The following is a 14,879-nucleotide window of genomic DNA, read 5'->3' as shown; positions in this document are numbered from 1 at the left end:
AGGGCCATGAGAGTACGGCCCCATGCCCCCTGATTCTTCCTGTCCGGGGCGGTGGTTGCGAACCCGGGGGCGGATCGGGGTGTCTCACCTCGATCCGGACACCTCCGCGGGTGTTCTCAGGCGGCCTTCGGCTCCGCGAGGACGGCGAAGACGGCCCCCTGGTTGTCGGCGATCAGGGCGATCCTGCCGTACGGAGTGTCGAAGGGTTCCTCGGTGACCCGTCCGCCGAGGCCGGTGGCGAGGGCGGCCGTGTCGTCGCAGTCCTCGACCGCGAAGTAGATGAGGAAGTGGGCGGGCATCTCGGCGGGGAAGGCGTCGGTGATCACGCTCCGGCCGCCGATGGCCGTCTCGTCGCTCGCCCGTGTGCCGGCGGGCGACCAGACGCGGAAGTCGATCGCGGCGTCGTCGAGGTCGCGGACCTGGAAGCCGAAGACCGTCTCGTAGAAGGAGTCCACGGCGTCCTTCTCCCGCGTGTAGACCTCGGTCCAGCAGAAGGAGCACGGTTCGCCCTGCTTCTCGAAGCCCTTGTGGTCGCCGGCCTCCCAGAGGCCGAAGACGGCGCCGCCGGGGTCGACGGCCTGGGCCATGGTGCCGAAGGAGCCGATGGACATGGGGTCCGTCACCATCTGGCCGCCCGCCTCCCGGATCCTGCGGGTGGTGGCGACGGCGTCGGGGGTGGCGAAGTAGACGCCCCAGACGGTGGGCATGCGGCCGTCCCGCTTGGGGGCCAGACCGGCGACGCGTCTGCCGTCGCTGAAGGCGTTGGTGTAGCTGCCGTAGGCCGGGTCGCCGTCCTCGAACGTCCAGCCGAAGAGCTCCCCGTAGAAGCGCTTGCCGGCTTCGAGGTCGGGGAGCATCGCATCCGCCCAGCAGGGCGTGCCCTCTGTGAATGCGGACATGGGCCTGGTCCCTTTCCGTGTACGGGCGGGGCGTGTGGTGCCCGTCACGGTCACGCTAGTGGCGCCGGGCGTTCCGCGCAGGAAAAGAATTCGAGCACGAGTTCGATGGAGAGGCCGGACGACCGCCGTCCGCCTGCGACCGCGTGCGTTGTCCACCGAAGTTTTCCACAGGCTGTTAATAAGCCTATCGGGGTGACGCGGGGCTCCAAAAGTGGCCGAAAAGCGCCGTACGGAGTCCTCCGCGCGATGCGCGCCGCACCTTGCGCCCAACCCGGCTCCGACAAGGGGCGGACGCCCGAAAAGGTCCGTCCGGAAGCCCCGCGCGCGGGGCCGTCACCCCATTTGCAGTCGGCCGAATCGCGCGCAGATCACCCCTCGGTAAGCTGACGGCATGACAGGACAAGTACGCACCGTCGACGGCCGCGTGGCCGGTCGGCGCGGACAGGCGACGCGGCAGAAGCTGCTCGACTGCCTCAGCGAGATGCTCAGCTCCTCGCCGTACCGGGACGTCAAAGTCATCGACGTGGCCCGGAAGGCGGGCACTTCCCCGGCGACGTTCTACCAGTACTTCCCGGACGTCGAGGGCGCGGTCCTCGAAATCGCGGAAGAAATGGCCAAAGAGGGCGCCGGGTTGACGGAACTGGTCTCCGGCCGCACCTGGGTCGGCAAGGCGGCCTGGCAGACCTCGGAGGAACTGGTCGAGGGCTTCCTCGACTTCTGGCGCAAGCACGACGCCATCCTCCGCGTGATCGATCTGGGTGCCGCCGAGGGCGACAAGCGGTTCTACAAGATCCGCATGAAGATCCTCAACTCGGTCACCAACTCCCTGACGGACGCGGTCAAGGAGCTCCAGTCCAAGAACAAGGTCGACAAGGACGTCAATCCGGCGGCCATGGCGGGCTCCCTGGTCGCCATGCTGGCGGCGGTCGCCTCGCACCAGAAGGGCTTCCAGACCTGGGGCGTCAAGCCGGCCGAACTCCGCCCGAACCTCGCCCTGTTGGTCCACCTGGGCATCACCGGCAGGAAGCCGCCGAAGTAACCCCGCACCCGTTCACGTCCTGTCGCGCCGATGGCGGTCCACCTCGTCGACCGCCGTCGGCGTTCCCTTTCCCGGTGCGGCGCCCCCGGTCACCGGCGCCTGTGCCCGGGGCGCGTCCGGCGGCGGACAGGACCGGAAGGCGGATGATGGTTCGATGACCGGCTTCCACGAAACGCTCCGCGCCCTGCGCGTCTGGGACACCGAGCTGCCCCCGTTCGACCCGGGCTCCGCGCCCGCCGACCCCCTGCCCCTCTTCCGCGAGTGGTTCACGTCCGCCGCGCGGGCCGGACAGACGGAGCCGCACACCATGGCGCTGGCCACCGTCGACGCGGCCGGGCGGCCCGACGTCCGGACGGTGATGCTGCACGACGCGGACGAGCGGGGCTGGCACTTCGCGTCCCATGCCACCAGCGCCAAGGGCCGCCAGCTCGCCGCCGATCCGCACGCGGCGCTCCACTTCTACTGGCCGGTCCAGGGCCGCCAGGTGCGGCTGCGCGGACGGGTCTCGTCCGGCACGCCCGAGGAGGCGTACGCCGACCTGCACGCCCGCTCGACAGGCGCGCTGGCCGCCGCGCTGGTGGGGCGGCAGAGCGAGGTGCTGCCCTCCCTGGAGGAGCTGGAGCGGGCCGGCGCGGCGGCCTGGCGGCGCGCCGAGGCGGAGCCGGACGCGGACGTCGAGACCTGGACCCGGTACGTGCTCGAACCGGACGAGGCCGAGTTCTTCCAGGGCGACGCCCTGCGCCGGCACGTCCGGCTCCGGTACCGCCGCGCTCCCGGCGGCCGCTGGGACCGTGACTTGCTCTGGCCCTAGGGAGTGTCCTTCGATCAGGCCGGATCGGGAAGAGGGGTCTGGTGCGTGCGGGTGCAAGGCGGAGGAGGGAGCCACCGCGGAGCATGGGCGACCGGCGACGACGCCGCAGACGCGCGTGCCGGGGCACGCGAGCCCGGCAAGATCCGAAAGACCCGCCCAAGGGCCGGGTGCGGAACCCCGTGGGATCGTGGACGCGTTCATACGGATGACCGAACACGATCAAGGGGGAGACGACCATGACCGTCACGCTGGCCGAGGAAGTCGCACTGCTGTCGCTGGACGACGCGTCGGGGGCCGCGAAGGAACAGTCCTCGGCCGGATGGGCCGTCGCGGGCGGCATCCTGCTGGAGCTGGCGATGGCCGGGCGGGTGACCGTGTCGGACGGCCGCCTGGCGGTGACCGACCCGACGCCCACCGGCAACGCGCTGCTCGACGGACGGCTCGCGCGACTGGAGGAGTGGACCCGGCGCAAGAGCCCGCGCAAGGTGGCCGACTGGCTGACGAAGGACCAGTCGAAGGCGGTCGCCGCGACCGTGGAGAGCCTCTGTGAGCGCGGCCTCGTCGTGGAGGAGCGCGGCAAGGTGCTCGGCCTGTTCCCCGTACGCCGCTACCCGGAGGCGGACGGCTCGGTGGAGCGGGAGCTGCGCGCACGGCTGACGTCGGTCGTCGTGCACGGCATGGAGCCGGACGACCGCACGTCCGGGCTCGTCGCCCTGCTGCACGCGGCCAAGCTGGACCGGCTGGCCTTTCCCGACATCCCGCGCAAGCTGGTCGCGCCCCGCATGGCGAAGATCGCCGAGGGCCAGTGGGCGGGCGACGGGGTGCGCGAGGCGATCCGGAACATGCAGGCCGCGATGGTCGCGATCACCGCGGCGACCGCCGCCACCGTGGTCCTCTAGGCCACCTCGTACGCTTCAGCCATGTCGGTCAACATCACCTTCACCCTCACCGTCACAGCCCTCCGCGACGAGGCCCAGGCACGGGAGGTGGTGCGCTCGCTGGACGAGGTCATGGAGGACGAGCGCATCCAGGACCAGGTCAACCTCGGCGTCGCCTGGGACGGGGACGGAACGGCGTTCGTGTCCGGGGAGACCGACTTCCCGCTGAGCATCAGCCGGTTCCACCAGTGGCAGCCGGACTTCGAGAGCCATGTCAGGTTCGCGGTCGAGGAGGCCGCCCCGGGAGCGAGGGTCGTCCTGGACTGGGGCTACCCGGACCTCGAACGCCGACCGGCCGTGGGATAGGTTGAACGCGTTCGACTGAACGCGTTCAACACGAGGCGGTGGGCCATGGCGGCACGGGACGAGCGGGTGCACCCGCTCCAGATGGCACTCGCCGCGGGCGCGGTCGTCGCCACGGTGCCGGTTCTGCTCTGGACGGTGACGAGCCACCTGCTCCCGCTGTTCGTGCTGACGGCCCTGTCCGTGGCGATCCCCCTGTTCCTGCCGCGCCGCCCGCCGGCGTTCGCCCGCGCGGCCGCGATCCTGGCACTGGGGCTCCTGGCGCTCGGACTGCCGGGGTTCCTGTTCGGCATGTTCCTCTTCTGGCCGTCGGCCCTGCTGCTGCTCCTGGCCGCCTTCGCCGACCCCCACGCCCGCCCCGTGAGCGCCCGGATCATGGGCGCGGCCGGCGGGCTGGCCCTGGCGTGGTTCCTCGCCGCCTTCGGGTCCTTCTACTGGCACTGCACCGTCGCCCCCGCCCTCGCGGAGCCGCACACCTACCGCGCGGTGAGCGACCCCGACACCTTCTACGCCGACCTCGGGAAGCACGACGCCCACCTGAAGCGCTTCGGGGCGACGAGCGTGACGGGCACCGCGTCGGAGGACCTGCTCTACCTGGCGGTCCGCTTCCCCGACGACCTGCCCGAGGAGCGACGGGCGGCCCTGAAACGGGAGCTGGAGAAGCTGCCGGGCGTCAGCCGCGTCGACCTGTGCCCGGTCCGCGACTGCGGCTGACGCCCCCGAGTCAGCGACTCGCCGCCCCCGCCACGAACGCCGCCCACGCGTCCGCCCCCACCGCGAAGGTGGGCCCGTCGGTGACCTTGGAGTCGCGCACATGCACGGCGTGCGGGCAGGCGGCGACCTCGACGCACGCGCCGCCCTCGTTGCCGCTGTAGCTGGACTTGCGCCAGGCGTAGGCGACTTCGACGCACGCGTCGCCCTCGTTGCCGCTGTAGCTGCTCTTGAACCAGACCAGGCCGGGGGTCATAGCTTCGCCGCCATCCTCTCGATCAGTTCCACGGACTCCCAGGGCGTGAGTGCCTGGGCCCGCAGCGCACCGAAGAGGTCATTGAGCCGGTTGACCTCGTCGGGTTTCGAGATCAACGTATCGCCGCCATGCGCCGCCGTGTACCCGAGATTCCGTCCTTCCCGGGTGCTCAGCAGTTGCAGCGAGCCCATCAGCCCCGCGTGCACCGACCGCTGCGTCGGCATCACCTGCACCGTCAGGTGGTTCCTGGCCCGGACCGAGTCCAGCACATGCCGGAGCTGCTCCTTGAGCACCGCCTCCCCGCCGATCGGCCGCTGGAACACCGACTCCTCGACCACGTAACTGACGATCGCCTTGGGCCTGCGGTCCAGCACCTCCTGCCGTTCCAGCCTCGCCTGCACATGCCGGTCGATCTCGTCCGGCTCGTACATCGGCACCCGCGTCTCGTACAGCGCCCGCACATAGGCCGGGGTCTGCAACAACCCCGGCACGACCATGCACTCGTACGCGCTGATGCTCGCCGCGTCCGCCTCCGTGCGCTTCCAGTTGAGGAACTTCGGCGAGTACTTCTCCTCCTCCATCAGCTCCACGCACGACCGCAGGACCCCCTGCGCGCCCAGCGCCCCGTCCGCGTCGACCAGGAACGCCGTCGTCGGGATGCGCTCGGCCCGCTCATACGCGCCCACCAGCGACTCCGACATCAGCAGCCGGTCCGCGAGGTCCTTCTGCGTCAGGTCCGCCATGCTCCGGAACTTCTTCACCAGCTCGCCCACGTGCCGCCGCGCCGGCGAGGGCTCACCACTCGACCCCACAACCGCCACCGTCCTTCCCACACCGCCCCGAAGTGGATCGTGTCCCCCTGGTCACGCTAAGCGACCGCCGCGATGCTCGTGGCCATGACGAGCAACAATGTGCCCGATTGGGTCCCCGCGTCCGGCCTGCGACTCCGCCTCGCCGGCATCCACTTCGACGCCGTCCGCGTACGCGGCGTCCGGGGCGAGGCCGTGCTGCACCACCTGGCCGACGCCACCGACGGGCGGCCCGGCCCCGTGGTGCGGGAGGTCTCCGGTGGTCGGTGGACGTACTTCCTGATCCCGCCGGGCAGCAGCAAGGAGTACGACTGGCCGCCGGGTGCCGCCTGCTTCGGGCCGTGCGCGCGGGACCAGTACGTGGGCATTCCGGCACCGCACGGCAACACGTATCCGCTGTCCTGGCGCTGCGGCCCGCCCGTCGCGGGTGAGTTCGTGGACCCGGACCTGCTCCACGAGATCGTCACGGCACAGTTGTGCCTGCCGCCGACCTGAGGGGTGAGCACGGAACACCCGGCCGCGGAGAGGGAGTCGGCCACGTCATGACCCAAGGTCCCGCACCACGCTTCCTCGGAGGAGTTCCTCGAGGACCGGGTCGCCGAACGGCGCGTGGTCGTACGCCTGCGGGTGGGCCGCCTGTACGGGACGGCGGTGGACGTCACCGGCCAGCCGGCCGGAACGGCCACGCGGTACGCCGCCGGGGACCTCAGGCCGGGGCCGGCCGACGTCGGCGGATGACCAGGGCCATCAGGGCGGCGGCCGCGCACAGCGCGCCCGAGGCGTACCAGACCACGTCGTACGAGCCGAAGACGTCCCGCGCCCACCCGCCCGCGAAGGCGACGACCGCCGCGCCGACCTGGTGGGAGGCGAGGACCCAGCCGAAGACGATCGCCGAGTCGTCGCCGTAGTGCTCGCGGCACAGGGCGATCGTCGGCGGCACCGTGGCGACCCAGTCGAGCCCGTAGAAGACGATGAAGAAGACCATCGGCGGGTGCACCGACGGCGCCAGCAGCATGGGCAGGAACAGCAGCGAGACACCGCGCAGCGCGTAGTACACGGCGAGCAGCCGCCGCGTCTCGAAGCGATCGGTGAACCAGCCGGAGGCGATGGTGCCGACGACGTCGAAGACGCCGATCACGGCGAGGAGCGAAGCGGCGGCCGTCATCGGCATGCCGTGGTCGTGGGCGGCGGGCACGAAGTGGGTCTTGATGAGGCCGTTCGTCGAGGCGCCGCAGATGGCGAAGGTACCGGCCAGCAGCCAGAACGGGCCGGTGCGGGCCGCGGAGGCCAGCACCGTGACCGCGCGCCGCGCCGCGCCCGGCACGGGCGGGGGCTTGGGTACGAAGTCGTCGGCGCCGTACGGCTTGAGGCCCACGTCCGCCGGGTGGTCGCGCAACAGGAGCCACACGAGCGGGACGACGACGAGCGCGGACAGGGCGACCGTGACGGCGGCGGGGCGCCAGCCGTGGTGGGTGACGAGCCACGACAGCAGGGGCAGGAACACCAGTTGGCCCGAGGCGCCGGCGGCGGTGAGGATGCCGGTCACCAGGCCGCGCCGGGCCGTGAACCACCGGTTGGTGACGGTGGCGGCGAAGGCGAGAGCCATGGAGCCGCCGCCGAGCCCCACGAGGACGCCCCAGTAGAGGACGAGTTGCCAGGCCGCCGTCATCCACACGGTCAGCAGCGAACCGACGGCGATGACCGTCAGGGCCAGCGCCACGACCTGGCGGACGCCGAACCGGTCCATGAGGGCGGCGGCGAACGGCGCCGTCAGGCCGTACAGCGCGAGGTTGACCGAGACGGCGAACCCGATGGTGCCGCGCGACCAGCCGAACTCCCCGTGCAGCGGTTCGATCAGCAGACCGGGCAACGAGATGAAGCCCGCCGCACCGATGATCGTCACGAACGTGACGGCGGCGACGAACCAGGCGCGGTGGACGCGCGACGGACGCACGGGCGGCCGGCCGGGGGCAGGGACGGCCGGAGCGGGGGTGGGCGTTGTCTGGGTCACGTCAGTCAGGATCGCGAGCGCGCGGGCACCGTACCAGTGGCCCGAATGACGTCCATCGCTAGGATCGGGCCATGAGCCGGCCCGTCCCGCACCGCGTCGTCGTCCTCGCCCTCGCCGGGCTCCTCCCCTTTGAGCTGGGCATTCCGCACCGCATCTTCGGCCGCGCGAAGGACGCCCGGGGCCACCCCCTGTACGAGATCCTCACGTGCGGGGTGGCCGCGGGAACGGTCGCGACCGACGCGGACTTCCTCATCTCCGTCGAGCACGGCCCCGAGGTGCTCGCCACCGCCGACACGGTCGTCGTGCCCGCCTCGTACGAGCTCGGGCCCGTCCACGAGGAGGGCAGGCTCACCGACGAGCTGGCCGCCGCGCTCGCCCGCATCCGGCCCGGCACCCGGCTGGTCTCCATCTGCACCGGCGCGTACGTCCTGGCCGCCGCCGGCTTCCTCGACGGCCGGCCGGCGACGACCCACTGGGCCTCGGCCGAGCACTTCCAGCGGCTGTTCCCGGCGGTCTCGGTCGACGCGGACGTGCTGTTCATCGACGACGGTGACGTCCTCACCTCCGCCGGGGTCGCCGCCGGGATCGACCTGTGCCTGCACATCGTGCGCCGCGACCACGGGTCGGCGGTGGCCAACGAGGTCGCGCGGCGCACCGTGGTGCCGCCGCACCGGGACGGCGGCCAGGCGCAGTACGTGCGCCGGCCCGTGCCGGAGCCGCAGGTCGCCACCACGACCAAGGCACGCGCCTGGGCCCTGGAGCACCTCCACGAGCCCATCCGGCTGCGGGACATGGCGGAGCGGGAGGCCATGAGCGTACGGACGTTCACGCGCCGCTTCCGCGAGGAGGTGGGGCTCAGCCCCGGCCAGTGGCTCACCCAGCAGCGGGTGGAGCGCGCCCGGCACCTGCTGGAGTCCACCGACCTGCCGGTCGACCGGGTCGCGGCCGACGCCGGGTTCGGCACCGCCCAGTCGATGCGGCAACACCTTCAGGCCACGCTCGGTGTCCCGCCCATCGCCTATCGCCGCACCTTCCGCACCGGCCGCACGGGCGCCACGCCCGCCGCGAACACCCGCCGCACGCCGGCCGGCCGGTCGTAGCGGGCCTACCGGGCGCCGTCCGAGGGCGCTTGGGGCGCTTGGGGTGCTTGGGGCTTCGCGTGGAGGACGTCGCGGGCCTGGATCGCGGCGCGGGCGATGCTCTCGGAGACGAAGTCGACGAAGCGGGCGATGTTCTCCAGGCGGGCGGCGGCCGGGGTGCCGGGGCCGAGGACGTGCACGCCCTGGCGGGCGATCTCGCCGAGGTGGGCGGTGGACCGGGCGCTGGCCATCGTCGACTGGTACAGGACGTCGTCGTCGACGACGTACCGCTCGCGCCGGCCCTCGTCGCGCTCGCGCCGGATGAGGCCCTGTCCTTCGAGGAACGAGACGGCCTTGGAGACGGACGCGGGACTGACCTGGAGGCGCCCGGCGAGCTCCGAGGCGGTGAGGCTGCCGGCGTCGGTCATGTAGAGGCCGGCCAGCACGCGGGCCGTCATCTTGGGCAGGCCAGACTGCATGAAGACGGTGGTGAACGTCTCCTCGTACTCCCGCACCTCCTCGGCGTCGCGCCCGTCGGCGGGCCGGGGCGTGCGTCCGGGCGCCCGGGGCGCGGTCTTCCTGCGGCGCTGCGCGCGGCGTTCGGTGGCGCGGTGGGCGAGGTCGGCACGGTAGGCGGTGGGACCGCCGTTGCGCATCACCTCACGCGTCACGGTGGAGGTGGGGCGGTCGAGGCGTCGGGCGATCTCCGCGTAGGCGAGGCCGTCGGCCAGTCCCAGCGCGATCTGCTGGCGCTCCTGCTGGGTGAGCCTGCCTCCCGGCATCGCGTGTCTCCTTTCGGGTCCATGGTGGCCCCACCATAGCGTTCATCCACCAACCATTGCAACGACGACCCTCCTGCCTGTTGCGTTACACGGCAAGCCATTGCAATGAAAAATCTCCAGTGACCTGCATATACCCGAATTCGTCGCAACAAGACCGTTGCTGCATTCATGAACGCAACGTAGCTTTTCTCTTGTTGGAAACAACACGCAGCGCACCGCGAAGGTGCGCGACACCCAAGGAGCCCACCATGCAGACGTTCGCCACCCCCGCCCCGGTCTCCGTCGTCCTCGACATCCCCGCCGGGCGCATCCAGTTCATCGCCGCCGACCGGACCGACACCACGGTCGACACCCGGCCCGCGGACGCCTCCAGGAGCCGTGATGTGAAGGCGGCGGAGGAGATCCAGGTCGCGTACGGCGACGGCGTCCTGCGGATCGAGTCCCCGGCGGCGAAGAACCAGCTCTTCGGCCCCTCCGGTTCGGTCGAGGTGACGGTCCAGCTGCCCGCCGGCTCCCGGATCGAGGGCAAGGCCGCCGGCGCCGAGTTCCGGGGCGTGGGGCGACTCGGCGACGTCACCTTCGAGAGCGCGCTGGGCTCGGTCAAGCTCGACGAGGCCGCGAGCGCCCGCCTGACCCTCCAGTCCGGCGACGTCTCGGTCGGCCGCCTGGGCGGCCCGGCGGAGATCAGCACCCAGAAGGGCGACCTCCGCATCACCGAGGCCGTGCGCGGCACGGTCACGCTCCGCACCCAGCACGGCGGGATCTCGGTCGGCGCTGCGCGCGGTGCCTCCGCCTCACTGGACGCCGGCACCACCTGCGGCCGGGTCCACAACGCGCTCAGGAACGCCGACGGTGCCGCCGCCGGTCTCAGCATCCACGCGACCACCGCGTACGGCGACATCACGGCCCGCAGCCTGTGACGTCGGGGCCGCAGCCGGATCGGCTCGGACGGCCCACCCCCGTCCACCCTCTTCACGCCATCCGCCCTGTCCACAGCCTGTGCACAGAAGCGGAGGTGCGCGCTCCATGTCTTCGGAATCCGGACCGGGAGCGCGCATCGTGGGTGGCGGCGCACACATGCGCGCCCCGAGCACGGCACGGCGGCCGCCACCCGGCTCCGGCGGGTGTCACCCTTGAGGGCCCCGACACGGAGCCTCCACCGAGCCGCGACCCGCACTCGCCGAGGGCGTCAAGCCCTCGGCGTCCCCTCGCCACGAATCGCTGCTCCAAGGGTGATCAACCGCACACCGGTCGTCAACACCCATTCCGGTATACGTCCGTTATGCCAGATTTGTGATGGCGCACGACGGCGCGTACCCCCCGGCCTCACGCACCACCCCCGTCACCACCGGAGCCCCCCGGTCCACTTCGCACCAGATGCTCTTGCCGGCACCTTCCCGCTGCCACCCCCACCGGTCGGCGAGCCCGTCGACCAGCTCCAGCCCCCGGCCGTTGGTGTCGTCACCGTCGGCATGACGGGGGCGCGGCGGGCGGGCACTACTGTCCGTGACCTCCACGCGCACCGTCCCCGCCTCCGCGGCGCCCGCGCCGAAGAGCATCCGCAGCACCGCCGGACAACCGGTGTGCACCACGGCATTGGTGACGAGTTCCGAGATGAGCAGCACCAGCGTCTCGGCCAGCGGCTCGTCATCCCCTATCCCGGAACCGGCGAGCCGTGAACGCGCCCATCTCCGGGCACGTCCGACCTCTGCCGGATCCGGGCCGATCTCCAACTGCACCTGAAGCACCTGCACCGCTCACACCATCCGAACCGGCGGACACAACGCCTCGCGACTCACAGCGACCACAGCCTTAACAGTCGTCACTGAACGTGATTTCCCTGTGGCACAGCATGGTTGACGTACAGTCACCGCAACAAGCGCTTCGGGCATATTCCCGCGTGAAGGAGTACGCGTCCTGCATACTGTGCGACGCGCCCTGCGAGTAGTCGAACAGAGGGGCGCACAGCGCCGCCCGAGGGCACGAGCGGCGGGCACTCCCGGGCGTGGGGCCGCCGCACGGGCATCCCCGGAACATCCCGGCCTCCGCACCACGCGCACGCCACGGAGAGTACCGGAGGCGGGCACCGACTCCGGGTTGTGACGAGCCGCACCGGGGCAACGACCCGGCGACGACGCTGCGTGACCACCCCCGCCGCGGGCCCGGACGGCCGCCCACCGCGCCGCCGCCCGTTACCCGCCCCGCGGCGGCCGGCAGCCCACCTGACGGCTCGTCAGCACGCGTGGGCGCACCGAGCCGGGCTCACGGCTCCTGGGTCATGAAGTACCGCGCGAAGGCCGTGACGGCCTCCTCCTCGTCGACCACCCCACCGCGGTCCAGGTCCAGCGACTCCGCGGCGAGCGCGGCGGTGTGCGCCTCGACGCCCAGCACCCGCAGCGCGCGCTCCACCTCCGCCGTCCCCGCCTTCCCGTCGCCGTCCCCGCCGGCGACGGCGAGCGCCGCGCTCACGAAGGGGCGGGCGATCTCCGCGAACCGGCCGGGGTCGTCACGCAGCCGCTTCACCGCGGCACCCACGAACTCGCCCCGCGTCACCCGCTGGTCGCCGTCCACGTCCGCCATGCCGGCCAGCCCCTGCCAGAATGCCTCGGCCCCGGCGGCCAGCGCCTGCCCCTTGTCCGAGCGGAACGAGGTGCCGAACTCCTCGAGCAGGCGGCCCGCCGCGGAGGTGAAGTCCTCGCGGGAGACATAGCCGTTGCCGTCCTGGTCGAAGGCGGCGAACCGCGAGGCGATCCGGTGCTGGTACAACTCCTCTGCGTCCATGCCGGGAGGGTACGACGGGAAGGGAGCGCCGTCACGCGGAGAGCTGCTCGTCCTCCTCGCCGGTGGCCGAGGCGACGTCCGCGTACACCGCGAACAGGCGCCGTACGCCGAGGGCCGCCAGGACCCGGTTGACGTGCGAGCCCTCCACGGCGCCCCGCGCGGGCAGGATCAGCCGCAGCCGGCCCCGGCAGGAGTGCAGCAGCCGGCGGGACGCGATCAGCACGCCCACGCCGCTGGAGTCGCAGAACAGCACGTCGGACAGGTCCAGGACCACCTCGTGCCTGCCGTCGGCGACCGCGTCGTGCACACGTCTGCGGACGACCGGCGAGGACACCAGGTCCAGTTCGCCCCGGATGCTCAGCACCGTCCAGGCACCGTGCTCGGCTTCGTCCACCGTCAGCGTCACACGCCCACCCTTCGCCGATCCCCTCGGGCCCCGAACCGGAAGCGGTGCTTCCTTTGCGCCGCTGCTGCCCCATCGTCCCCCCATGAAACACGATCCACCCGTAGTGACGATTTCCTTACCATCCGGCACCGGCACGCGGGGCACTTGGCACAAAGAAGGGCGCGTTGTCGGTACGGCGCACTACATTCGTGAGGAGTCGGGTCGGGAGGGCACACCGGATGGCGAAGGACACACCGCCGCGCTGGGACCGCAAGATGCAGCAGCGGCTGGCGCGCGGCGAGGCGGCCGCCCTCGGCGAGCTGTACGACCGCTTCGCCTCCCTCGTGCACAACACCGCCCACCGCGTCCTCGACGACGAGTCGGCCGCCGACCAGGTCACCCGCGAGGTGTTCGGATACGTGTGGGAGAACCCGGACGCCTACGACCCCCGGCGCGAGGGCTCCATGCGCTCCTGGATCGCGAAGCTGACCCGCCGCCAGGCCGTGCACCGCCTGCGCCAGGCGGAGGCCAAGGCGTACGCGGAGCGGGGCGGCGGGTCCCCGGAGGAGCTGGAGCAGAAGGTGCGCCGCGCGGCGGTGTCCGCCCGCGCCGACTTCATCGTCCAGTCCATGCCGGCGCCGCTGCGCGCCGCGCTGGAGCTGGCCTACTTCCAGCGCCGTGACTACCGCCAGACCGCCGCGGACCTGGGCGTGACCGAGGACGAGGCGCGGCGCCGGCTGCGGCTCGGGCTCCAGCTGCTGGCCACCGCGAACAGCCGGCCGGTGGACGGGCGGGCGCTGTGACCGGGCCGCTCGACGGCGGTGGCCCCGACGAGGGCCGCGAGGAGGTGGGCGGAGTGCCCCGCATACCGTCCCCCAGGCGGGCCGCCGACAACTACGAGGCGCTGCCCGCGCCGGAGGGCGCGCCGCCGCCCCTGCCGCACAAGGTGCTCCAGTCGCTGCTCGGGGCGTGGGCGCTGTCCGCGTGCTCGCCCGAGGAGACGACCGCCGTCGAGGAGCACCTCACCGAGTGCGCCCCCTGCGCGGAGGAGGCCCTACGGCTGCGGGACGCGGTGGGGCTGCTCCACCACGAGCGGGACCTGGACCTCGATCCGCTGCTGCGATCCCGGGTGCTGGAGAACTGCCTGGGCCGCCGCCCCGCGCGTATCCCGGTGCCCGACTGGGCCGGCCCGTACGACGCGGAGACCGCCCGGCTGGACGCGCTGCTGCGGGACATCGGCGATTCCGAGTGGCACGCGCCGGTGCGGCTCAAGTGGTTCGAGGGCGACCGGAGCGTGAGCCGCCGGACCACCGTCGCGGGGGTGATCGGTCACCTCCAGGCGGTCGACGGTCTCGTCGCGACGGCGATCGGCCTGGACGACTCGCTCTCGTCGAAGACCCCCACCGAGCGCACCGAGGACCACTGGCGGGGCGCGCACCACCCGCCCACCAGAGCGGTCCGCGGACCATGGCGGGACCAGGCCCACACGCTGATCCGCACGGTGTCCTTCGCGGGTCGCGGCGTGGCCGAACTGTCCGTGTCCTACGGCGACTTCTCGCTCCCGCTGCGGGACGCGCTGGTGGACCGGGCCTTCGAGTGCTGGGTCCACGCGGACGACATCGCGAACGCCGTGGACTACCCGTACGAACCGCCCAGCGGCGCGCACCTGCACGGCATGATCGACCTGGCGGCCCGCCTGCTGCCGGCGGCCCTCGCCCAGCGGCGCCGCGCGGGCCTCGCCGCCCCGGCACGCCATCTAGTGACGGCGGGCGCGCCGGGCCGTTCGCTCCACCTGGAGGTCGAGGGCTCGGGCGGCGGCGACTGGTACATCGCCCTGGACTCCCCGGCGGCCGTCGGCTCCCGGGACCGGAAGGTCGCGCAGGTGGCGCTGGACGGCGTGGAGTTCTGCCAGCTGGTGGCGGGGCACATCGCCCCGGAGGAAGCCGCCGCCGGCCAGGACGGCGACCGCGAGGCCATCCGCGACGTCCTGTTCGCCGCGGCCTCACTCAGCCGCCTGTAGCCGGGCGCCGGCGGAAACCACCCCCGCCCGGGGCGACCGGGCGGGCGCGCCCTCG

The 14,879-nt window shown here is 72.4% G+C and carries 18 protein-coding genes; 10 read left to right on the top strand and 8 right to left on the bottom strand.

Annotated elements, in window-relative coordinates; all coding sequences use genetic code 11:
• Nucleotides 1–116: 116 nt before the first annotated feature.
• Entirely contained in the window at nt 117–899 is a 783-nt protein-coding gene (gene kbpA / locus IE109_RS09580) for an AfsK-binding protein KbpA (protein ID WP_189550351.1), read from the bottom strand.
• A gap of 391 nt (nt 900–1,290) precedes the next feature.
• On the opposite strand from kbpA, the gene IE109_RS09575 reads away from it, so the two are divergent.
• The 5 genes from IE109_RS09575 to IE109_RS09555 all read left to right on the top strand — a co-directional run bounded on the left by IE109_RS09575 (nt 1,291) and on the right by IE109_RS09555 (nt 4,704).
• Entirely contained in the window at nt 1,291–1,938 is a 648-nt protein-coding gene (locus IE109_RS09575) for a TetR family transcriptional regulator (protein ID WP_189550350.1), read from the top strand.
• Nucleotides 1,939–2,092: 154 nt separating this feature from the next.
• Entirely contained in the window at nt 2,093–2,749 is a 657-nt protein-coding gene (locus IE109_RS09570) for a pyridoxine/pyridoxamine 5'-phosphate oxidase (RefSeq protein WP_189550349.1), read from the top strand.
• Between the two features lie 236 nt (nt 2,750–2,985).
• Nucleotides 2,986–3,648 carry a GOLPH3/VPS74 family protein gene (locus IE109_RS09565; RefSeq protein ID WP_189550348.1) on the top strand — a complete coding sequence of 221 codons (663 nt, stop codon included), beginning with the start codon at nt 2,986–2,988 and terminating at the stop codon, nt 3,646–3,648.
• A 21-nt stretch (nt 3,649–3,669) separates the two neighbouring features.
• Nucleotides 3,670–3,993, top strand: coding sequence for a hypothetical protein (locus tag IE109_RS09560; protein ID WP_189550347.1), 324 nt, complete (start codon nt 3,670–3,672; stop codon nt 3,991–3,993).
• Nucleotides 3,994–4,038: 45 nt separating this feature from the next.
• Entirely contained in the window at nt 4,039–4,704 is a 666-nt protein-coding gene (locus tag IE109_RS09555) for a hypothetical protein (protein ID WP_189550346.1), read from the top strand.
• A 10-nt stretch (nt 4,705–4,714) separates the two neighbouring features.
• On the opposite strand, the gene IE109_RS09550 is transcribed toward IE109_RS09555, so the two are convergent.
• Together IE109_RS09550 and IE109_RS09545 are read right to left on the bottom strand one after the other, a co-directional pair.
• Nucleotides 4,715–4,957 carry a DUF397 domain-containing protein gene (locus IE109_RS09550; protein ID WP_189550345.1) on the bottom strand — a complete coding sequence of 81 codons (243 nt, stop codon included), beginning with the start codon at nt 4,955–4,957 and terminating at the stop codon, nt 4,715–4,717.
• The gene (locus IE109_RS09545) at nt 4,954–5,718 is read right to left on the bottom strand and encodes a helix-turn-helix domain-containing protein (RefSeq protein ID WP_268251466.1); all 765 of its coding nucleotides are present in this window, start codon (nt 5,716–5,718) and stop codon (nt 4,954–4,956) included. Before IE109_RS09545 ends, IE109_RS09550 begins: the two co-directional genes overlap by 4 nt.
• Nucleotides 5,719–5,853: 135 nt before the next feature.
• Between IE109_RS09545 and IE109_RS09540 the strand changes: the two genes are divergently transcribed.
• Complete coding sequence (locus IE109_RS09540; RefSeq protein WP_189550344.1) at nt 5,854–6,261, top strand: hypothetical protein; 408 nt, start codon at nt 5,854–5,856, stop codon at nt 6,259–6,261.
• A gap of 211 nt (nt 6,262–6,472) precedes the next feature.
• Here IE109_RS09540 and IE109_RS09535 read toward each other — a convergent pair whose 3' ends face one another.
• On the bottom strand, nt 6,473–7,777 hold the full coding sequence (locus IE109_RS09535; RefSeq protein WP_189550343.1) for an MFS transporter: 1,305 nt from the start codon (nt 7,775–7,777) through the stop codon (nt 6,473–6,475).
• 71 nt (nt 7,778–7,848) lie between these two features.
• Here IE109_RS09535 and IE109_RS09530 point away from each other — a divergent pair, with 71 nt between their 5' ends.
• Entirely contained in the window at nt 7,849–8,877 is a 1,029-nt protein-coding gene (locus IE109_RS09530; protein ID WP_189550342.1) for a GlxA family transcriptional regulator, read from the top strand.
• A gap of 5 nt (nt 8,878–8,882) precedes the next feature.
• Here the strand turns inward: IE109_RS09530 and IE109_RS09525 are convergent, their stop codons facing one another.
• A complete protein-coding gene (locus IE109_RS09525; protein ID WP_189550341.1) occupies nt 8,883–9,638 on the bottom strand; it encodes a GbsR/MarR family transcriptional regulator in 756 nt (251 codons plus the stop codon).
• A 248-nt stretch (nt 9,639–9,886) separates the two neighbouring features.
• Between IE109_RS09525 and IE109_RS09520 the strand changes: the two genes are divergently transcribed.
• Entirely contained in the window at nt 9,887–10,558 is a 672-nt protein-coding gene (locus IE109_RS09520) for a DUF4097 family beta strand repeat-containing protein (RefSeq protein ID WP_189550340.1), read from the top strand.
• Between the two features lie 360 nt (nt 10,559–10,918).
• Here the strand turns inward: IE109_RS09520 and IE109_RS09515 are convergent, their stop codons facing one another.
• From IE109_RS09515 to IE109_RS09505, 3 genes are all read right to left on the bottom strand, one after another.
• Nucleotides 10,919–11,392, bottom strand: coding sequence for an ATP-binding protein (locus IE109_RS09515; RefSeq protein WP_189550339.1), 474 nt, complete (start codon nt 11,390–11,392; stop codon nt 10,919–10,921).
• A gap of 508 nt (nt 11,393–11,900) precedes the next feature.
• Entirely contained in the window at nt 11,901–12,419 is a 519-nt protein-coding gene (locus IE109_RS09510) for an EF-hand domain-containing protein (protein WP_189550338.1), read from the bottom strand.
• Nucleotides 12,420–12,450: 31 nt separating this feature from the next.
• A complete protein-coding gene (locus IE109_RS09505; protein ID WP_189550337.1) occupies nt 12,451–12,825 on the bottom strand; it encodes an STAS domain-containing protein in 375 nt (124 codons plus the stop codon).
• Between the two features lie 218 nt (nt 12,826–13,043).
• Here IE109_RS09505 and IE109_RS09500 point away from each other — a divergent pair, with 218 nt between their 5' ends.
• Together IE109_RS09500 and IE109_RS09495 are read left to right on the top strand one after the other, a co-directional pair.
• The gene (locus IE109_RS09500; protein ID WP_189550336.1) at nt 13,044–13,607 is read left to right on the top strand and encodes a sigma-70 family RNA polymerase sigma factor; all 564 of its coding nucleotides are present in this window, start codon (nt 13,044–13,046) and stop codon (nt 13,605–13,607) included.
• Nucleotides 13,604–14,824: a zf-HC2 domain-containing protein gene (locus IE109_RS09495; protein ID WP_189550335.1), complete on the top strand. Its 1,221-nt coding sequence runs from the start codon at nt 13,604–13,606 to the stop codon at nt 14,822–14,824. The genes IE109_RS09500 and IE109_RS09495 overlap by 4 nt, the downstream gene beginning before the upstream one ends.
• The last annotated feature ends 55 nt before the right edge of the window (nt 14,825–14,879 follow it).

The organism is Streptomyces lavendofoliae, assembly GCF_014649735.1.
GTDB lineage: Bacteria > Actinomycetota > Actinomycetes > Streptomycetales > Streptomycetaceae > Streptomyces > Streptomyces lavendofoliae.
This window is presented reverse-complemented; position numbering and strand designations above follow the sequence as displayed.